Genomic DNA, 21,117 nt, shown 5'->3' with positions numbered 1-21,117 from the left:
ACAATGGATAAAAATGTTTTTCAAATGCCACTGGAGGTGGAGAAATGAAAACTGATTCTTTGGATTTAAACCCCTTTGTTTTGGACTATTTTTCGACTATTTCTCAAGATGACTTAAAGAAGGATGTATTCCCTAAATATCCGGAAGTCTTTAATTTAATTGCGCAGTCACGCGGATTCGGAATACCTTGGCAATACAAAAAAGCCGCAGAGTCCAATAAAGTTGATCAGCGCATGTTCTTCTTTGAAAGTAACTTAGGCAAACAGTATACCGGGAATCCAAGGTACATTTATGAACGCATGATCGAACGTTATCCGAATTATACATATGTCTGGTGCTATGCCGGCAACGAAAAGATTCCCGGAGATCCAATCATTGTTGATAGAGCATCCGCTGAATACTATAACTTTCTTGCCAGATCACGGTTTATCATTAATAACACAACATTTCCGCTTTGGTACCACCGGCCAGAGACCTTCTACTTTCAAACATGGCACGGCACACCGTTCAAAAGACTGCACTGGGACATTTCATCACGTCCATTAGAAAAACGGTCGACGCCTGAATTTTATGTGAAATCAACCAAATGGGATGCCTTATTATCTCCCAATCATTATTCTACAGAGATATTCCAATCTGCTTTTAGATACGAAGGAGAAATCGTTGAATACGGTTATCCTTCCAATGATATTTTCTATGACAAAAGAAGGTACTCAAACGTCAGAGAAAAAATAAGAGCAAAACTCGGAATACAAAATAACAATGCTCCCATCTACCTTTATGCTCCAACATGGCGGGACGGTAAACACCTTGGGAACTCCATGTTTGAATTCAATTTAATGCTAGATCCATTTAAATTTATAGAGCATGCTCCTGAAGACGCTATCCTGCTTATCCGCTCTCATCATATGAGCAGCTCTGATGATAAATTAACAAGTCTCGCTGGCCGTGTAATTGACGTCAGTGGCTGGGACGATGCCATTGAACTTATGTGCGCAGCTGATGTTCTCATTACAGATTACTCATCGATCGTGTTTGACTGGTACTGCAGCCTAAAACCCGTTATTTATTATGTCCCTGATTACGACCAATATGTCGGCTCAGTACGAGGAGCTTATTTTGAATTAAGTGAGCAGCGAGCAGGAGAGATTTGCTACACTGAAGAAGAATTGCTGCAAACACTGCCTAAAGTCTTAAAAGACAACTCTCCTGAATATAAGGATTTTTATAAAACATTCTGCGGCATGCATGACGGCAATTCCTCAGACCGAGTCATTGATTACCTGCTATCCAGATAAAAATGTAAAAATCAGCAAAGCACCCTATGTGAAGGGTGTTTTTTTATTTAATAAAAAAAGCACTGCCTGTTTCCAGGCAATGCTTTACTTGTTTAGTTCTGTTCTTGTTTTTGATCAGCAGCAGGTGCTTCTTCCTGTTTAGTCTGATCTTCAGTTTTTGCTTTATTTTTATCTTCATCACGGTTATTGTAATCGTACTTCGAGCGGTCCACTGGTTTAAAATCACGTGGAGTATAGAAGCGAAGCAGATCTCCATAAACAACTTTGTCAGAAAGTTGAAGAGAATTTTCAGCAAATTCCTGTTCTTTCTGAATTTCTTTATTCTTTTTAACCGGTTCCCCAGTTTTGGCATCAAAGTATTTTCCATTGATAGCGGTAACCTTTGGACTGACAAAGCTTCCGTTACGGAATGGAACAACCTGTTGATGATCTTTGGACAGCAAATCTGTTCCAAATTGGACATACTCTTTTGTATCAATGCCAAGCAAGTGAAGAAGCGTAGGCAGAACGTCAATCTGTCCACCATACTCATGCTTCACTCCGCCTTTCATGCCAGGTACGTGAACCATGAATGGAACACGCTGCAGCTGGGCATTGTCATAAGGAGTGATTGCTTCTTTGTTCAATACTTTAGCCATGGCATCGTTATGGTTTTCGGAAATACCATAATGGTCTCCGTACATGACGATAACAGAACGGTCATACAGCCCAGAAGCTTTTAATTGATCCATGAAGCTCTTAACCGATTCATCGAGGTAACGAGCTGTCTGGAAGTAACGGTCAACTGATCCGTCACCCGTATCATCTGGTCCGATGCTTGCTTCCGCGTCATCAATCGGATACGGGAAGTGGTTGGACAATGTAATAAATTTCGTATAGAAAGGTTCTTTCAATGTTTTCAACATTGGAAGAGACTCTTCAAAGAATGGTTTATCTTTTAGTCCGTAGTTTACAACATCTTCATCCTTCATTTGGTAGTGGCTCGCATCAAAGAACTTGTCATAACCAAATGATTTGTAGGTCTCATCCCGGTTCCAGAACGTTTTGTAGTTTCCGTGGAATACTGCGGAAGTGTAACCTTTTTGTCCTAAAATAGCAGGTGCGGCTTGGAATGTGTTATTTCCGTTGGTGGTAAATACTGAGCCTTGCGGAAGTCCATAAATGGAATTTTCCAGCATGAATTCTGCATCGGATGTTTTACCCTGTCCTGTTTGGTGGAAAAAGTTATCAAAGTATAAAGTATTCTTATCTTTTGTGAATGAGTTTAAATAAGGTGTAACTTCTTCACCCTTCAGTTTGTAATTGATCATAAAGTTCTGGAAAGATTCTAAATGAATGTAAATCACATTCATGCCTTTTGCCTTGCCAAAGTAAGCAGGGTTAGGCTTTGCATAGTTAGCGTCTTTATAATTAAGGACGTCACCCATATCGCTTGAATCTGCAGATGCCTTTTGCGCGGAAATACGCATGCTTTGAATAGCATCATATATCACATAGTTGTATGTGCCGAGGTATTTCACCAAGTAGTTGCGGTCAAATGTACGCGTCAAAAGCTGAGGACGATCTGTTTCCGCCAAGCCGATGTTAATGACAAGCAAGGCAATCGCTGAAACCAGCACAAGCTGCACTTTCTTACGAGCCATGCGAACCGGCTCGGGCTTGATGAATTTTGCAGCTACGAGAACAGTTAGAATGATGGTATCAATGAAATACAGCGGGTCATAAGGTTTAAGCAGTTCCCAGATGCTTCCTCCAAGATCTCCAAAGTTTTTCGTTTGAGTCAGGGTCGGCATCGTAATGAAATCATTAAAGAATCGGTAATACACGATATTTGCATATAAAACAAAGGAAAGGAAAAAGTTAAGGACAATGGTCCAGATATACGCTCTTTTACCTTTTGCAAATAGTGCCAATCCAAAAAAGAATATGGCTGAACTGATCGGGTTGATCAGCAGCAAGAACTTCTGCATTGCATTTTCTATACCAAGATTAAATTCAACAAGATAGCCTGTATACGTTTTTAGCCAAAAAAGAACAACAGCTAAAATGAAAAAACCAAGATGCTTTTGGACAACATTTTGGCCAGCTTTTAAAAGACCTTTCAATTCTTTCACCTCTTCTAGTACCTCTATAACTTTATTGTCTAATCACTTTTATTCGCACCTGTAAATTTTAGTCTATTTTATTATAAATAGCAAAAGTGAAAATATGATGAAAAGCTAAGATTTAATTTTATTTTTGTTTATTTTTCCTTAAAATTACGAGCTCTAGCCATGGTTTTCGTTTATTATTGCGGTATTTTGATTGTAAAAACGCTTCCTTTTCCGGACTTGCCCGCAACCTGGATCCAGCCGCCGTGGGAATCCACAATCCATTTTGCAATCGCAAGCCCCAAACCGTGGCCACCAAGCTGTTTTGACCGGGATTTATCCGTCCGGTAAAATCGCTCAAATATCCGTTCGCGTTCTTCAGGCTTTATCCCTATACCCTGATCTTCAACCAATATAACCAGCAATTTAATTTTTTCTTCTTTTTTCAGCGAAAGTTCAAGGTTAACCTCAGCATTTTCAGGAGAATACTTGATGGCGTTCTCCAGCAGAATATAAAGAAGCTGATCCAAACGCTCACGGTTGCCATACACAAAAAGCTGGGCAGGCGCATTCAGCTTTAATGTTATACGTTTTTCATCCGCAAGCGTTTCAATAGAATGAACCGCTTTTTGAGCAAGCTGATGAAAATCAAACACTTCTTTTCTTACTTCTGTGTTTTCTGCATCAGAACGGGCCAGAGTGAGTAAATCTCCTACAAGCTTTATCATCCGCTTTACTTCATATTTCATATTAGATAGAACAGAGTGAGAAAATTCATCTTCCTGCACTTGTTTTTCCATCTCCAGCGCATTAATAGAAGATAATATGACACTCAGCGGGGTTCGAAGCTCATGTGAAGCATCAGCGGCAAATTCACGCTGCTTCATATAGGACCTGATAATAGGTGACATGGCTCGCTTCGACATAAAATAGCTGATAAAAAAGGAAACAAAGGAAAAGATGATAAGCATGATGGCAAAAATATTCAATAGCCAGTCAAATAGCTCCACCCTATTAGATATGCTTTTCCCAACATATAAAATGCCAATGAATTGATTTCCTTTATAAATTTTGCGGCCAGCCATCATGAGATCGATGTTTCGTTTATTCAAATCCTCTTGCCACGGAACAAAATAAGAGACGTTTAAGTTTTCATACCGGATCTCTTTTGGATTTGGATTCCAGCCCTCTAGTTTCTTATACAGCTTCGGACGGAGATGATGGTAAAGTTCATCACCCGTTAAAAGCTTTCCTTTGGCATCGACGACGTAATAGAAGAACTGTTCGTCAGAAAGCATGACAAAGTTTTGTATGGAAGGTTTTTTGCCTTTTATCATTTTTTCTTTGATAACACTTACTTCCTGGTCCACGAGCTTCTTCAGCTGATCCTCCTGGCTGCTGACAATCACTCCGTATAGCAAGAAATAAACGATGACCATAAAAAGAATTAAGAACAGCATCAGAATGCCTGTATAAATCATCGTCAGCCGCCACTGTGTACGGCTGATCAGGTTCAAGTTTTTCAATAGATTCCAGCGGGTAAAAAGGCTAGTTTTCAAGGCGATACCCCACCCCGCGCACACTTTCAATAATTTCTTTTTTTGTGAGCTTTCCAAGTTTTTTCCGAAGCAATTTTACAGTGGCATCCACAGTCTTTGCCGAGACATCTGCATCGAAACCCCAGATCCGGTCAAGGATGGTTTCCCTCGGAAGTACTTGGCCTTTATTCCGCACAAGAAGGTCAAACAGCTGAAATTCCCTTGGGGTCAGCTGTATCTCACGCTTAGCTGAATTTACTATATAACTTGTACGATTCAACACAATATCATAAAGAACGACCTTTTCTTCAACAATAGGAGCAAAATTCCTTCGCGACAGAGCACGAAGCCTTGCAAGAAGCTCGTCAATTTCAAAGGGTTTGACAAGGTAGTCATCGGCTCCTGCATCCAGTCCATGGATCCTGTCCTGAACTGAATCTTTTGCTGTCAGCATCAGAATAGCTTGAGAATAGCCCCCAGACCGTAATCGCCTGCAAACTTCCAATCCCGTTTGCCCCGGCATCATCCAATCCAGGATCACAATATCAAAATCAGATGCTATCGCGGTCTCATAGGCATCTTCTCCATTTGACACCCACTCTACATGATGTTGATTCTTTTTCAGCATATGGACAATCAACTTTCCAAGATGCAAATCGTCTTCCGCTACCAGAATGTTCATGTAAAAGCAGGCTCCCTTCAGCTTGATCAATGACTTCAACAATTGATGATAGCACAATTACTGCAAAGAAGATTGAAATTCCTGCTGATTTCACACAATTTCCTAATAATTTATGTATGGGTTTAAGAAGTGAAGATGGAAATTTTTTTTAAGACACTTTACAAAGGAGAGATTCTGAGGAATAATGAGAGTAGTTAATCGAACATTTGTTCTTATATTGAGTATAGCTTATATCTCAATCTTTTGTCTATAAAAAAAGCCAGCATAAAATGCTGACTTTACTTAAACTCATGAAAAGGAAGAAAGTATACTTGATAATTGGGAAGTCTTTCAAAACCAAGTTTTTCTGCGATTACAATCGAATCATGCCTAAAGGTTTCTGTTGTCCAATGGGGTTTCCTGCCACTTTTTAAGCAGTCATTGATAAAACCACGGGCCATTCTCGTTGCAAGCCCTCTGCCTCGATGTTCTGTTTCATAAACATTTATGCCAATCTCTACGTCACCTCCACACGCAAACACACTGATGCACGTTCCGATGACTTTGCTTTTATGCATGGCACACCAGCCTAGACCGTGTTCTAAAAAGCTTTCCTCCGAGACCCAGAATTTCTTAATCTCTTTATTGATCGTCTGGAGTGGATCCTTCAAAAGGAAATCTTGAGTAATTCTCGATACTATGTACTCTTCAGGTATAGCATTGTTTAATTTTGAAGATAAAAAATGTTCACGGTTAAACTTAAAAGGCACTCGTTTACCTATTTTTAATCCTGCAGGAAAAAGCGAGGATATTACTTCATGCCAGCCTTGAGGAGGATATACTTCAAGATTAAAATCATTTTCGCCGAGTTCAAGGGCTTCAGGTTTTATTCTTTCTATTATGAATGGCTGCAGAAAGGAGTTGAATGTGTGGTTCGTATGGTCTCCTCCCAAATAAAACATTTCATTAACCGCCCAGATTAATGCAGTTGAAGGAGATTCAACATCATCAACAAAGATCTTTCCGCGATTTATCCCTGAAATGACTCCTTGTATGACTGGATGATCGTTTTGTTCTTTAAAAAGTTTTCTTACCTTATCGTATCGTTTTAGAGGCAATTCATAAATCATATTGATATCCATTCTCCCTTGTTTTAAGATTTTTGCACTCTGCATAATCTCTTAAAACTGAAAGACTGCACGACGTTTACTTATAAGTGCCGTTTCAAACCAACCCCCTCGCCATTTACAATTAATGTATAATCCAAGTTTATCATGATTTTTATCAAAGAGTAAGCGAAGGGATCCAATTTCCCCTTTATACGAACAGAATTTTCGTTTTATTGCCAATTCCACGTTTCAATCTGCTAAAATCCGGAAATATTATCAAGCAGGCATGGTAATAAAATCATAAAAATCGGGCCCATTACATATAGCGCATAAGACATATTACCCCTTCTTTCGACAACTAGCAGGTATATTCTTCAAAGGAAAGAAAAAAGTAGGAAAACAAAGAGGAAAGGAGAATGGTGATGAGCAGTGAAGTGCTAAAAAAACGCATTCACCAGCATTTCAACACAAAGAAGATAAAGGATGAGCAGCTCGAAACATTGCTGGTACGTTTCATCCTGTCCGTAAAAAAAGGAAAGTAAGAAAAAAGGAGCCTTCATGGAGGGCTCCTTTTTTTTCAATTAAGCGTGCCTGGCACCAAAACTATTAAACAGGAACTTTTTCGTTATTTTCCGAAATAAGTTGTTCATGTCTGCCGTAGTGTTTAGCTATCAGATGGCCGTATATAGATGCCAGAATCTGCTGAAACAGCATTCCGACCACGACGGGAACAGCTGTCGCCGGCGAAAAGTACGTTAACGCAAGAACAGATCCAGCGCTGATATTCCGCATGCCTCCACTGAAGACGAGAGCTACAACCGTTTCTCTCTCCCATCCAAAAAGCATACCGGTCAGCCAGCATATTAAGTAACCACTGGCCGCGATCAACAGGACGAACAAACCAATCAATAAAAGTTTCCCGTTCACATGAACCAAATACGGGGTGGCAACCGAAGCATTGATGGCGACCACAGCACTCATGCAAATTTTAGAAACTGGAGAGATTCTTTTCCCGAGTGTGTTCTTTATTTCTCCCTTCGTCCAATGATTGAGCAGCATGCCAATGACAGATGGGATCACGATCATAATCAACAGGTCCTTCACCATGGACCATTCATCAATGGAGACGGTTTCTCCGACAAACAGTGATAGGCTGTAAGGAACGACGATCGGCGATAATAGTGTATCAATCAATATAATGGAAAGCGCGAGGGTGCTGTTCCCCCGATAGATGGATACCCAGATGCTGCTTGTCACGCCGCACGGTATGACCATCGCCAATACGAGTCCGGTTATGGTAAGGGAATCCGAGGAAAACGCAATGTGCCCGACTCCCCACGCCCATATCGGCATTATGATATGCAGGATGATGAGTGCTGCAAACTTAAATATTTTATAATATAAATTAATATACTATTAGAGTAATAGACTCAGACGGAAGAAGGCTAATCGTGTTAGAAAAGTTAAACCACCAGCTGGAAAGATTTATGCCATTTATTACACCCGCAAGTGTGATCCTTGGAATTTTGCTTACGAGCGAACTAAAGGGTTTGCTTGTGCCAGGCACCGCAATTACATACTTGTGTAATTCAGGTGCCTGGCACCCTACAAAAAAGGCGCAGGCTATTGTATATTTTTGAATCCCTCTCCTCGCCAGGTGCATAGGATGTGTGCATACTCATTTGAGATAGCTGTCCAAAACAGATTTTTTAATTGACAAACTATTAATTCTATTTTACATTAAATGAAATTAAATATTCTTATCCAGAGAGGTGGAGGGAATTGACCCTGAGAAACCTCGGCAACAGACTCTTTTATGAGCACTGTGCCAATTTCAACAAGCTTCTTTGCTTGGAAGATAAGAATTGTGTTGATCATTCTTCGGTCTCTTCAACCCCTTCTTATGTTTCCATAAACATAGGAAGGGGTTTTTTATCGAATCAATTCCTACTAAATAGATATGAATAGTTATTTTAAATGATAAACGTTAAATGAGGAGTTGGTGATATGGAAAAACACGACTGTATACACTGGAAGGGAAAAAGGCTTACCGCAACCGTGCATTATCCTAAATCCGTGCTAAGCAAAAATAAGATATCCCCTGCCGTTATTATTTGCCATGGATTTACAAGCAACCGGATTGGTGTGGACCGATTGTTTGTTAAAACGGCACAGCAGCTTTCTTCGAACGGATTTGTTGTAGTTCGGTTTGATTATTCGGGCTGCGGGGAGAGTGAGGGGAATTATGGGGAAAACAGCTTTGAAGATCTAATCGACCAAACATACGCTGCCGTTAGCTTTGCCTTGGAGCTTCCTAACGTTGATTCTGACCAGATTACCCTGCTTGGCCATAGCCTTGGAGGAGCAGTCGCTGTACACTCTGCGGCCCGTGACGAAAGGGTTAAACAGTTAATCCTCTGGTCTGCGGTAGGACGGCCGTTTGATGACATCGTAAATATCGTGGGTGAAGAAGAATATAGCCATCTATTCATTAAAGGATTCGTGGATCATTTAGGTTATTCCCTGACCACAAAATTTCTGCAGTCCCTCAAAAATTCCAATCCGTTAGACCAGCTATCACAGTTTTCCGGTGATGTGCTGCTCGTTCACGGAACGGACGACAATGAAATTCCAGCCCATTATTGCGGGGAATTCTTTGAGAATACACAAAAAAGATCATGTGGAAAAAGCAAGATTCGGCTTATTAAAGGCGCCAACCATACCTTCTCATCCATCATGCACTTCAATGAACTGATCACTGTAACCTCCGATTGGCTCATAAATGATTCCAATTTGATGGTGCCAGGCACCGGCTTTTGACACTTGTGTAAAAGCGGTGCCTGGCACCTGTATTGATAGCGATGGTATTCCAATGAAAACTGACCGGGTTTATCGCATTTACCGAAAATCTGTCCAGATACAATGTTTTTTGTGTGAGCCGCGCTAACACATATACTAAACTTGCCAACAACAGGATAACTGCCGCAACTAATTTTTTCACTTCTTCATCTTCCTTTTTTTAAAAAAATCTGCACCTTCGTGGTCTTTAAGCTGCTGCAGAATCTCTTTCCACTTTGAAAGATACAGCAAATGGGCTTGGTCTTTTTTGATCTTTCAATTAAGAAAGCCGCAAAAAACTTTCACATTGTCCCCTTCTGCATTCCATATCGTAGTATAATAGCTTTTGTATTTTTATTATGGACGCGTCGCCGTAAACTTCATTACCCTTACCAGGCAACCAACTTGAACGTTCTAAAAATTAAGGGGAGATCAACTTGAGAGAAAAACGCAGAAAAAGTCTGACTAGCCTGATTGTATTGCTGTTAACGGCTTTGCTCATCACAGGGTGTGCACAGGCACCTAGCACAGGCAAATCAAGCACGGATTCCGGACAACAAACGGATTCACCTGCTGCAAAACAAGAAGATTCATCTTCAAATGATGTTAAAACCACTCCAACAGATCAGACATCCGCCGTTAAAGGCATGCCGGCTACTGTTACGTATGTGGTCGATGGCGATACACTGGATGTAAAGTTTAAGAACGGAAAAACGGAGCGAATCCGCATGCTCCTTATCGACACACCCGAGACAAAACATCCGAGGCTCGGTGTTCAGCCGTTCGGGCCGGAAAGCTCCAAATTTACAAAAACCCAGTTAACGGGCAAAAAAGTCGGTGTCGAGCTGGATGTGTCCGAACGCGATAAATACGGCAGGCTGCTCGCGTACATATGGATCGGCAAGCAAAACTTTAATCAGTTGCTTTTGGAAAAAGGCCTTGCCCGTGTGGCTTATGTGTATCCGCCTAACACAAAATACGTCGATCAGTTCCGTGCCACACAAGAAAAAGCTCAAAAAGCAGGTGTTGGCATTTGGTCGATTGAGAACTATGCCCAGCAAGACGGATTCCATACCAATTCAAAAAACAGCACATCAAACGGAACAGTTTCCGGAGGGTCACAAACCAACAAGCAGAATACTCAAGTGAAAAAGCCAGAGAAACCAAAGGGAAGCTGCAACATCAAAGGAAACCAGTCCGGAATCTATCACATGCCTGGCGGCCAATATTACGATCGGACGAAAGCCGAGGTCATGTTCTGCTCAGAGGCTGAAGCCCAAAAAGCAGGCTACCGGAAGTCTCAGCGATAGGTAGTGGGGATAAAACTAAAAGCCGAATCAGCAGTTTGTGCTGATCCGGCTTTTTTTAGTTTTTTTAGAGAGCGGGTCTAGTGCCAATAACGACGGTTGCGTCCAGTTCACTGGAACTGACTACACGTGATAACAATCCGTTAGCATTAAAAATTTCGAGAGTCTGCAGTGCTTGCCGTTCGCTTGTCTCAAAAGCAGATGACCACCCGGCGCCAGCCAGGCCGCCGCACCAGTAGCTATCCTCCGCTGGATTTTAAGTCCATCCTCCCCGCCGTCCAATGCCACTCGATCCTCGTGAAGGCGGGCTTCTGCAGGGAGCATCACGATCGCATCGGAGAGGACGTAAGGTGCGTTAGCGACTAGGAGGTTGACGCGCCCGAGAAGTATTTTGGGCAACGGCTCGTACAGGTCACCTTCGTAGACACGGCCACCGATAGCCGTCAAATTACGTCTAGCGCACTTTACCGCTTTCGGATCGATGTCAGCAACATACAGCTTAATCTTTTCCTGGGTTGAAGCCAGCACGGCGCCAACCGCACCTGAACCACAGCAGAGATCAACGGCGATGTCTCCCGGCCGTATGATATTTACCGCTTGGGAGACAAGAAACTCAGTACCTCGGAGAGGAACAAAAACTTCCGGATCTACCTCGATCCGGAAGCCGCAGAATTCCGCCCATCCGATGATTTGTTCGAGGGGAAACCGGCAGCACGCTGGTCTATCATAGCAGCCAGTTGCACTGGCGTATTCGCCTCAGCCATCAGCAAACGAGCCTCATCCTCCGCATAAACACAGCCAGCTGCCCTAAGCCTCGTGACAACGGTTGAAAAATTCCTATCCTGCTGAATATCAACATTCACCATGATTTTACCTCTGAATGAATTTTTTGGTGCCTTATTTTGAGGTACCTTTTTTGAGGTGCCAGGCACCACGATTACATACATGTGTAACGGAGGTGCCTGGCACCCCTCTCTACTCCACCCCTCTAAAAAAACGACAACCCAACTGCGAAGATGACGCCCGACACAAGCAGGGTTGTGACGCAGTATCCCATGATGTCCCGTGCGCCGAGTCCAGCAATAGCGAGAGCCGGCAAAGCCCAAAACGGCTGGGCCATGTTCATCCATGCTTCACCGTATGCGATGGCCATCGCTGCGATGCCGGGTTCTACGCCGAGCTGCTGTGCAGCAGGCATGATGAACGGCCCCTGTACGACCCAGTGTCCTCCGCCGGACGGAACGAAGAAGTTGACGAATCCTGAGCTCAAGAACGCAAAGAACGGAAACGTCGATGGGTTGGAAATGGAGATAAATGCGTTGGTGATCATCCCGCCAAGGCCGGACAGCTCCATCATCCCTTGAATCCCCGCATAGAACGGGAATTGAATCAAGATGCCCGCTGTTCCTTTTGCCGCATTAGAGACAGCGTTCATGTAAGACAGCGGCGTTCCGTGTAGCAGAAGTCCCGTCGTAAAGAATAGCAAGTTGACGGTATTGATATCAATTTTAAAACCGTTTGTGGCTATGTAATAGATGATGTACGAATAGCCAAGCACTGCAATTGCCAGGCTGAGAAATCTACTGTTTTCCATCGTAACGGCAAACGTTCGTTTAACCTCAGTTGGGGCGACCGCTATCGCTGCAGAGGCTTCGTCTTCCGCCAGGATCTTTGGATCAATCCCAATCACGTCTTTTCCCGTAGGCATCATCAGCCTGGCCATGATAGGCAGGATAATAAGCAGCGCGACCGTAATGAACAGGTTATAGCTGGTGAAGATGGTATCCGTCAGCGGAATCAGCCCAGCTGTTTTTTCCATCGGATTTCCCGGAGTGGCAGCCACGAGGGGAATAGAACCTGACAGTCCGCCGTGCCATGTAAGAAAACCGATATACGCACACGCGATCAGAAAACGGTAATCCGAGCCAGGAATCCGTTTGGCTACTTCCTTTGCGAACAGGGCACCAACGATCAGCCCGAACCCCCAGTTGATAAAACAAGCAAGTCCAGAACCTACCGTAACTAAAATGACCCCTTGAGCTGGAGTTTTAGCAATTCCGGCAAGCTTAACCATCCATTTTTTGATCAATGGTGAACTGGCTAGGGCATGCCCCGTCACCAGTACGAGAGCCATCTGCATCGCAAAGGCCAGTAGGTTCCAGAATCCCGATCCCCAGAAACCTACCATTTCGATGGGACTGTGATGCGTAAAAATAACGCCGGATAAAAAGAGGATAATCGTCAGGATTAATGCAAACACAAATGGATCAGGCAAGAATCTCTGCACAAGGGCAGTGAAGAAATTAGATAACGCTTTCATTTTATTCTCCTTCTCTGTTAATCTATTTACTTTTTTAAAAGTACACTGAATAAATATTCATCTTAACGAAGTAAAAATCCTGTCTGTCTTTTATATTATTTGTAAAATTTCATCACTTTTCGGAGAAAAATATCAAAAAAAGCAAGAATGATATTTGGCCTCATTCTCGCTCTTCTTATTATTCTCCCACCATCAGCACTACTTTTCCCGTGCTTTTTCTGCTTTCCACCCATTCGTGGGCACGGGCTGCATCTTTTAAAGAAAACTGCTGTCCAATATTGATTACCACTCGGCCATCCTCCAGCAACGGAAACACTTTAGGAGCGATTCTTTGCAGTACATCTGGCCTCTCCTTTCTCGTCGTACCGAGGCTGAAACCGAGCACCGAACGGCAGCTTGAATGCAGCTCACCCGCCGGAATATTGCCATAGCTTCCACTGGAATTTCCGAAAACAACGAGGCGGCCATATTTGGCCAGGCAGCTGAAACTCGCTGCAGTCAAGTCCCGGCCGACCGAATCAAGAATGATGTCAGCTCCCTTTCCATGAGTCAGCTCATTCACTCTTTGAGCAACATTATCCTGCTCATAACAAATGACATGATGAGCGCCGGAATCCTTGGCCGTTTGGATTTTGTTTTCATTTCCCACCGTGCCGATCACAATGCCCGCACCAAGAGCGAGAGCCATCTGCACTGCTGTCGTTCCAACACCGCCGGCCGCTGAATGAATGACAACAGTCTCTTCTTCCTTTATCTGCGCCAAATTGGCGAGTAAATGGTATGAAAGAAACGAAACGATTCCGCAAGCCCCTGCTGTTTCAAAGCTCATGCTGTCCGGTATCGCGAATGTCAGATTTTCGTCTGCTGCTATGTATTCTGCATAGGAACCGTTATGAGGAAAGGCAAGAACCCGCTGCCCCACTTGAAGGCTCTGTACGTCTTCACCCACCAACTCCACTACCCCAGCCGCTTCCAAACCCGGAATAAATGGCAGAGTTCCCTTTCCCTTATTCCCATGCCTCGCTTTAATATCTGCGTAGTTTACAGAAGTAGCCTTCACCTTAATTAACACCTGTTTGGATTTGATAGAAGGCACATCCATATCCTCCAGATATTCCAGGTTCTCCGGCCCGCCAAATTTCGTCACCGCAATTGCTTTCATCGTTCCGTTGATCGTCCCCTTCATCCCATTCCCTCCTTTTTCCTTTTATTATGGTGCCAGGCACCACTATTACACAAGTGTCAAAACGCGGTGCCTGGCACCATCAAGGCCATCAAAGTGGACCCTCACAGGTCTTGGCACCACAAAAATCTCCCTTCTTCTGGTAAACTTAATGAAAATGAAAATACATAGATAGGATGGGATACGATGACTGCTCGAAAACTGCTGATCGCTCAAAATGTTGATGCTGCTTATGTTGAAAAAGTGCAGGAAGTGATACCGGAATGGACCATTGTGACAGGCAAAAATAAGGAAATATGGCAAAAGGAAGCTCCCGATGCCGAAGTGATCGCCGGATGGAAAAAAGGGATGGAGGATTACACCCTTGACAGTGAAAATTCATCTTTAAAATGGGTGCAAACGTGGAGTGCCGGGGTAAACAGTCTCCCATTAGACAAGCTATCCAACAAAAATGTGCTTCTGACCAGTGCCAACGGGGTTCATGCCTTCCCGATTTCTGAGACCATTTTCGCCCTCATGCTCGGGTTGACCCGCAAAATTCATACGTATGTCCGCAACCAGCAGTCCAAAACATGGGATCATTCCAATCTTAAGCTTGAAATTCACGGAAAGACGATCGGCATCCTCGGTACAGGTGCGATCGGAAAAGAAACGGCAAAGATTGCAAAAGCGTTTGGCATGAGAGTTCTAGGTATGCGCCACTCTGGAAAACCCGAAGAATATATCGATAAAATGTATACATCTGATAAGTTGCATGATCTGCTGCCTGAATGTGATTATGTGGCAGTGACGCTCCCGCTTACAGAAAAGACCCATCACCTTCTTGGCCAAAAAGAGTTTCAGCTCATGAAAAACTCTTCTTTCTTCATTAATATAGGACGCGGTGATATCGTGGTCGAAGAAGAGATGATTGAAGCGCTGAAGAACGGTGAAATTGCCGGAGCCGGGCTTGATGTGTTCGAGACCGAACCGCTCGGAGATAACAGCCCGCTTTGGGAGATGGAAAATGTCATCATTACTCCCCATACCGCCGGATCCACACAATATTACGACCAGCGTGTGATCGAGGACATCTTGATTCCTAACTTAAAGGAATATGTAAACGGAAAGACACCTTCCATTAACGCTGTTGATTACAAGAAAGGCTATTAATCCATCACTAAAGAGGTCCTATTCAAAAGGACCTCTTGCCACATTTACAATTATGTAACTGCCCCCTCTACGCCGGAATCCATTAACTTAGGCCCCTATAAATAAAAAAGAGATGGATCTTCTCCATCTCTTTCTTCATTTAAAATCCTTCCACGTATAATCAACTGACAGCACACCCGCTGGCACCCTTCTATTCAGTGAAGGATCCTCCTTTACCGCCAGCTCCGGCTTCTTAAAGCAAACAAGGCTTTTATGAAAGCCAAACTTTTGGCATACTTCTGGCCTTGCCGAATAGATGCCGCACTTGTCCTGCTCCAGATCATAAAAGATGCACGTTCCGTAGTAGCGTTTCTGGTTCTCCAGCTCGCTCCGCAGCTTCCGCGGCATGGTCTTCACTTTCTTTTTTATTTTTTTGAGCTCTGCTTCTGTTATGGCAACCGGTCCGCAGCATAGTCCTCTGCATCCCTTGCATGGCAGCGTATTCTCCATCCGCATCCTCCTCCTCAGCCAGGTACCCCGTTTGGCCTAACTTTCTTTCAGCCCATTAATTTCCACAAAAACCTGTCGAATCCTTTTTTGGTTTGTTTTTTGTGTTTTTGGTGCCAGGCACCGCGTTTTGACATATGTCAAAAAGGGGTGCCTGGCACCCCTCCCCGCACTTTCTTTTATCTTCAAAATAATTCAAAAAAATCTACAAATTTCTAGGTCTTTCGTGATATATTAATCTAGCAGTGCAAAAAATTGAAAGGCTGTGAATCTATGTCGTTTACACGCTCGTTCAAGAAGTTATTGGCATCATCACTTGCAGTCGGACTTGTATCATCCCAATTAGCCAGTCCAACGCTCGCCGCTTCTAAACCTGCTAAAAAAACTGCTCCAAAAGTACCATTTGAAATATCTGCACCATATGTGGATTTCTCAAAAGGCACGAAAGCTTCTGTAACGGTTACCCCTAAAAAAGGGAACCCGGGTAAAGAAGCTGTCGTTTTTCAGCTTATGAAAGGCAAAACACCCGTTTCACAAGCAGCAGTAGAAACAGACATCAAGAAAAGCTCCAATTTTTCTGCTTATTTCGATTCAACAAACCCAACCTACTGGGTACAGGTATTTGTCGTTAAGAATTACAACGGCAACACCAGCAAGTTTGGCTCGAACCTCGCAACACCGGTATCAACATCACCTACGGCACTTCGCATCATGGAAACAACAGATATCCATACCAATCTAGTAGCTTATGATTATTACAAATCCGCTCCATCTGACGTCGTCGGCCTGTCCAAAACGGCAACTCTCGTCCAGGAAGCACGCGATGAAGTAAAGAATAACGTTCTTGTCGACAATGGAGACTTGATCCAAGGAACTCCACTCGGAACGTATGCAGCGAAAGTCAACCCACTTAAAAAGGGTGCAGTCCACCCAGTCTATAAAGCTATGAATCTCATGGGCTATGACATTGCTACGTTTGGAAACCATGAGTTCAACTACGGCTTGGATTTCCTGCAAAATGCGGTCAGGGGTGCGAAATTCCCTTACATCAATGCCAACATCTATAAAAAAGACAAAGACAGCAACCCGAATAATGATAAAAACGAATTCACTCCATATAAAATCGTTACGAAAAAAGTGAAAGACCAAACCGGTAAAACAACCACTGTGAAAATCGGTTACCTTGGCCTTGTAGCGCCGCAGATCATGGATTGGGATAAAAACAACCTCGAAGGCAAAGTAACGGCCCGAGGAGTCGTCGAAACTGCACAAAAATTTGTACCGCAAATGAAAAAAGCCGGTGCAGACGTTGTGGTTGTTATGGCTCACTCTGGTTTCAATGGCGACATCAAGAACAGCGAAGATACGATTTATGCCTTGAGCAAAGTGTCTGGAGTCGATGCAATTACATTCTCTCATACGCACAAAGTTTTCCCTGCAGCCGATGAAAAATCGCTGGATGCGCTTTTTAAAGACGCACAAGGAAATGTCCTTCCTGGCGTGGATAACGCAAAAGGAACGATTAACGGTGTAGCTGCTGTTCAAGCCGGCTATGGCGGAAGCAACCTTGGAATCATCGATCTTAATCTACAAAAAGTAAAAGGAAAATGGAAGATCAACAATACGCAATCCTCCACAAAAGCCATTTTCAATAAAAACACAGGGTACAAAGCTGACGAAGATCCGGAAATCGTTGACGCGGTAAGAAAAGATGTCAGCGCAACAATCAAATACGTCAACACACCAATCGGTAAAACAACGGATGATATCTACAGCTACTTCGCGCTTGTAAAAGACGATCCTTCCGTACAGGTCGTAACGAACGCACAAAAATGGTATGCGGAAAAATACATCGCAGCCAACAAACCGCAATACAAAGACCTGCCAATTCTATCTGTAGGTGCACCATTTAAAGCAGGACGAAACGGTGTGGAAGAATATACAGAGATCAACAAAGGCGACTTGACGATCCGCAGCGCCGCTGACCTGTATCTTTATGACAACACCATTAAAGCAATTAAAGTAAAAGGGTCTGACATCAAGCAATGGCTTGAAATGTCGGCAGGCAAGTTCAACACGATCGATCCGAACAAAGCAGGAGAGCAAAAGCTGCTTAATGATACTTTCCCTGTTTACAACTTCGATGTGATCGACGGTGTAACGTACCAAATCGATGTTACAAAACCAGCTCGCTATGACGTAAGAGGCGTGAAAATTTCGGATTCCAGCCGTATCAAGAACCTGAAATTCAACGGCAAGTCAATCGATCCGGACCAAGACTTCATCGTTGTGACAAACAACTACCGCGCATCCGGCGGCGGAAACTTCCCTGGTATTAAAGGTGCGGAGTATGTAATTGACTCTACAGAAGAAAACCGTCAAATCTTGATGGATTACATCACAGAGAAAAAGGAGATCACTCCTACGGCTGACAGCAACTGGTCAATCGCACCGATCCAAGGAGACGCAGACGTTACGTTTACTTCTTCTCCAAACGGAGCAAAGTACCTTACTCCGGACAGCAAGATCTCTTACACTGGAAAAACGGATGATAAAGGCTTCGGCATCTACAAGTACGACCTAAAAGGTGAAAAACCTGAGGACTTCAAATTGTCCATCATGCACACGAACGATACACACGCTCACATTGATAACGTGGCAAAACGCATCACGGCGATCAAAGACGTGCGTGCTGCAAAGCCTAACTCTTTATTGATTGATGCAGGCGATGTTTTCTCCGGAACTCTTTACTTTAACGAGTTCAAAGGACAAGCAGACCTTGATTTTATGAACCTTGCAAAATACGATGTAATGACATTCGGGAACCATGAATTCGATCTGGGCGCAAGCCCGGAGGGACACAAAGCGTTATCCGAATTTGTAAAAAAAGCAAACTTTCCTTTTGTCAGCGCAAACGTAGACTTTTCGCAGGACAGCCTGTTTAATGGCCTGCAAACGAAAAAGATCAGTGCAGCTCCGCAAAACGGAAACATCTACACGGGAATTGTTAAAGAAGTAAACGGTGAGGAAGTTGGAATCTTCGGGCTGACCACTGAAGAAACGAAGGACATCTCAAGCCCAGAAAAAGTTCAATTCCAAAACTACTTGGAACAAGCACAAAAAGCAGTACAATCATTTGAAGACCGCGGTATCGATAAGATCATCGCAGTAACTCATATCGGCTATGACGACAATCCTGCGTACGACAATGACCTTGAGCTTGCTAAAAGAGTGGATGGCATTGACGTGATCGTAGGCGGACACAGCCATACACAGCTTAATGCACCAGTTGTTGTATCCAAAGACGAAGACGGCAAGGATAAAGACTCCACCGTTATCGTTCAAACGGGCCAATACAGCGATAACCTTGGTACGTTGGATGTTGATTTTGACCAAGACGGAAAAGTAGTAAAAGAAGAAGGCAAACTGATTAAACTCGCTGACCAGAAGGATGATCCTGAAGCAGCGGAAATGCTTAAGAAATACTCTGATAAAATTGCAGATCTAAAAAACAAGCCTACTGGCGCTACTGCAGTGAATGCATTGGAAAACCCTCGTTCTTCCGACGTTGGTCCGAGTGTACGCAGCAACGAAACACCGCTTGGAAACCTGATCACAGATGCAATGCTGGATAAAGCGAAGCAATACAATTCAAAGACTGTGATTGCATTGCAAAACGGCGGCGGAATCCGCGCTCCTATTGATGCTGGTGAGATTACATTAGGAGAAGTGCTTACGACTCTCCCTTTCGGCAACACACTGGCAACGATGAAACTGACTGGTGCTGAAATCAAGCAAGCGCTTGAGCACAGCGTAGACCAGTCACCAAAAGAGAGCGGCGCATTCCTTCATATGTCAGGAATGAAGCTGAAATTCGACAGCAGCAAACCTGCTGGACAGCGCGTCGTTTCTGTTGAAGTCGAAGAAACTAAAGGTCAATTCACTGCTCTTGACCCAGCAAAAGAATATGTCGTGGCTACCAATGCCTTTACCGCAAAAGGCGGAGACAACTTCGAAGTGTTCAAAAAAGCCTACGAAGCAGGTAAAGTTACCGACCTAGGATTCTCTGATTGGGAGAACCTAAGAGATTATGTAGCTAAACTCAAAACGGTGGACCCTAAAGTTGAGGGCCGTATCGTAGACATAGCGAAGAAATAATTAAAAATAAGTGCCAGGCACCGCCATTACACACTTGTGTAATGAGTGGTGCCTGGCACCTTTTAATTTAACCACCTTTTTAATGATGGCTTCGAGCATCAACAACGGTGCACTGTGGAACGCCCCTCCTGATCATTTTTTTCGCCTCATCCAAAGGAATTCTCACAAACACCGCCCGGTCAAAATCATCTTCAACATCAAACAAAGCAAACGCCTGGTTTTTATTGATAAAAATACATTGAAACTCTACATTTACACCCTCTGTTGCTACCGGAATGCTATTTTGAATCTGACAGAATTCCAATCCAGCATCGTGGAGCTGCATAGCGGTTTGCTGATCTATACGGATGATCACATACACTGATAGCTCAACATTTGGAACCGCCGACTCTATTTCTACTACTGCAAAAAAGCGGTTTTTGAGTACTAACAGGCAATTGGCGCCAATTTCAAAAATCTCTTCATTTGTCATAGTGCCCATGGTTCCCATAGTTCCCGTATTGTCACTATTGCATGAATTGCACGTATTGCTCATCACATTCATATCGCTAATTTGATACTCGAACATCTATATCCCTAACTTTCCTATAAAAATTTTAATTTCCGAATGGATGCACGCTTGTCCAACCGGCCTTTTCTGAAAATGAAAAGGGCCGTAAAAAACCACCTTGCATCCTTCACTGTCTAGCATATTCAGATATAGGACAAGTGCTACTAAAAAAGTACGATCACCTATTAAGTGTTGCAAAAACAGTACTGTATCCCCTTTTATGGCCGCCATAGATCTATAATCATAGTGGCAGCTGCTATACTCATACTTTGAGAACACATAAAGGGGCTGTCCAGAAAGTCGAAAATTGACCTTCAGGCAGCCCCTTTTTGGCTTGAAAAATCTTCAATGAAAAGTTAATTGAAGTGGAAGATGCGAGACTCCTGCGGGACTAGCGTGACAGGTGAGACTCCCGCCGGTGCTTGCA

14 protein-coding genes, 1 pseudogene and 1 riboswitch are annotated in these 21,117 nt (G+C 43.4%); of the genes and pseudogenes, 5 read left to right on the top strand and 10 right to left on the bottom strand.

The window, feature by feature from the left end; all coding sequences use genetic code 11:
• Window positions 1–44 precede the first annotated feature (44 nt).
• Window positions 45–1,298: a CDP-glycerol glycerophosphotransferase family protein gene (locus P4361_RS01260; protein WP_328087971.1), complete on the top strand. Its 1,254-nt coding sequence runs from the start codon at window positions 45–47 to the stop codon at window positions 1,296–1,298.
• A gap of 92 nt (window positions 1,299–1,390) precedes the next feature.
• On the opposite strand, the gene P4361_RS01255 is transcribed toward P4361_RS01260, so the two are convergent.
• From P4361_RS01255 to P4361_RS01235, 5 genes are all read right to left on the bottom strand, one after another.
• A complete protein-coding gene (locus P4361_RS01255) occupies window positions 1,391–3,403 on the bottom strand; it encodes an LTA synthase family protein (RefSeq protein WP_256224668.1) in 2,013 nt (670 codons plus the stop codon).
• Between the two features lie 182 nt (window positions 3,404–3,585).
• On the bottom strand, window positions 3,586–4,947 hold the full coding sequence (locus P4361_RS01250; protein WP_091002756.1) for a sensor histidine kinase: 1,362 nt from the start codon (window positions 4,945–4,947) through the stop codon (window positions 3,586–3,588).
• On the bottom strand, window positions 4,937–5,608 hold the full coding sequence (locus tag P4361_RS01245) for a response regulator transcription factor (protein ID WP_053356916.1): 672 nt from the start codon (window positions 5,606–5,608) through the stop codon (window positions 4,937–4,939). Before P4361_RS01245 ends, P4361_RS01250 begins: the two co-directional genes overlap by 11 nt.
• A 278-nt stretch (window positions 5,609–5,886) precedes the next feature.
• Window positions 5,887–6,717 carry a GNAT family N-acetyltransferase gene (locus tag P4361_RS01240; RefSeq protein WP_328087966.1) on the bottom strand — a complete coding sequence of 277 codons (831 nt, stop codon included), beginning with the start codon at window positions 6,715–6,717 and terminating at the stop codon, window positions 5,887–5,889.
• Window positions 6,718–7,302: 585 nt separating this feature from the next.
• Window positions 7,303–8,088: a bile acid:sodium symporter family protein gene (locus tag P4361_RS01235; RefSeq protein ID WP_328088115.1), complete on the bottom strand. Its 786-nt coding sequence runs from the start codon at window positions 8,086–8,088 to the stop codon at window positions 7,303–7,305.
• A gap of 365 nt (window positions 8,089–8,453) precedes the next feature.
• Window positions 8,454–8,561: riboswitch (SAM riboswitch) on the top strand.
• 142 nt (window positions 8,562–8,703) lie between these two features.
• On the opposite strand from P4361_RS01235, the gene P4361_RS01230 reads away from it, so the two are divergent.
• Window positions 8,704–9,516: an alpha/beta hydrolase gene (locus P4361_RS01230; RefSeq protein ID WP_328087964.1), complete on the top strand. Its 813-nt coding sequence runs from the start codon at window positions 8,704–8,706 to the stop codon at window positions 9,514–9,516.
• A gap of 455 nt (window positions 9,517–9,971) precedes the next feature.
• Window positions 9,972–10,844 carry a thermonuclease family protein gene (locus tag P4361_RS01225; protein ID WP_328087963.1) on the top strand — a complete coding sequence of 291 codons (873 nt, stop codon included), beginning with the start codon at window positions 9,972–9,974 and terminating at the stop codon, window positions 10,842–10,844.
• Window positions 10,845–10,908: 64 nt separating this feature from the next.
• On the opposite strand, the pseudogene P4361_RS01220 reads toward P4361_RS01225, so the two are convergent.
• The 3 genes and pseudogenes from P4361_RS01220 to P4361_RS01210 form a co-directional block, all read right to left on the bottom strand.
• Window positions 10,909–11,707: pseudogene (locus P4361_RS01220) on the bottom strand (putative protein N(5)-glutamine methyltransferase).
• A gap of 122 nt (window positions 11,708–11,829) precedes the next feature.
• Complete coding sequence (locus P4361_RS01215; protein ID WP_328087962.1) at window positions 11,830–13,161, bottom strand: TIGR00366 family protein; 1,332 nt, start codon at window positions 13,159–13,161, stop codon at window positions 11,830–11,832.
• A gap of 178 nt (window positions 13,162–13,339) precedes the next feature.
• Complete coding sequence (locus tag P4361_RS01210; RefSeq protein ID WP_328088113.1) at window positions 13,340–14,323, bottom strand: NADPH:quinone oxidoreductase family protein; 984 nt, start codon at window positions 14,321–14,323, stop codon at window positions 13,340–13,342.
• A gap of 207 nt (window positions 14,324–14,530) precedes the next feature.
• Here P4361_RS01210 and P4361_RS01205 point away from each other — a divergent pair, with 207 nt between their 5' ends.
• Window positions 14,531–15,496 carry a D-2-hydroxyacid dehydrogenase gene (locus P4361_RS01205; RefSeq protein ID WP_328087960.1) on the top strand — a complete coding sequence of 322 codons (966 nt, stop codon included), beginning with the start codon at window positions 14,531–14,533 and terminating at the stop codon, window positions 15,494–15,496.
• 135 nt (window positions 15,497–15,631) lie between these two features.
• Here P4361_RS01205 and P4361_RS01200 read toward each other — a convergent pair whose 3' ends face one another.
• Window positions 15,632–15,985, bottom strand: coding sequence for a YkgJ family cysteine cluster protein (locus P4361_RS01200; RefSeq protein WP_091002740.1), 354 nt, complete (start codon window positions 15,983–15,985; stop codon window positions 15,632–15,634).
• Between the two features lie 270 nt (window positions 15,986–16,255).
• On the opposite strand from P4361_RS01200, the gene P4361_RS01195 reads away from it, so the two are divergent.
• Window positions 16,256–20,140, top strand: coding sequence for a bifunctional 2',3'-cyclic-nucleotide 2'-phosphodiesterase/3'-nucleotidase (locus tag P4361_RS01195; protein WP_328087959.1), 3,885 nt, complete (start codon window positions 16,256–16,258; stop codon window positions 20,138–20,140).
• Between the two features lie 79 nt (window positions 20,141–20,219).
• Here P4361_RS01195 and P4361_RS01190 read toward each other — a convergent pair whose 3' ends face one another.
• Window positions 20,220–20,708, bottom strand: a complete 489-nt coding sequence (locus tag P4361_RS01190) for a hypothetical protein (RefSeq protein ID WP_328087958.1) — start codon at window positions 20,706–20,708, stop codon at window positions 20,220–20,222.
• Window positions 20,709–21,117: the final 409 nt, after the last annotated feature.

The sequence above is a fragment of the Fictibacillus sp. B-59209 genome (assembly GCF_036216745.1).
In the GTDB taxonomy this organism is placed as follows: domain Bacteria; phylum Bacillota; class Bacilli; order Bacillales; family Fictibacillaceae; genus Fictibacillus_C; species Fictibacillus_C marinisediminis.
Note: the sequence above shows the minus strand (reverse complement) of the source record. Positions and strands in the feature narration are given on the sequence as shown.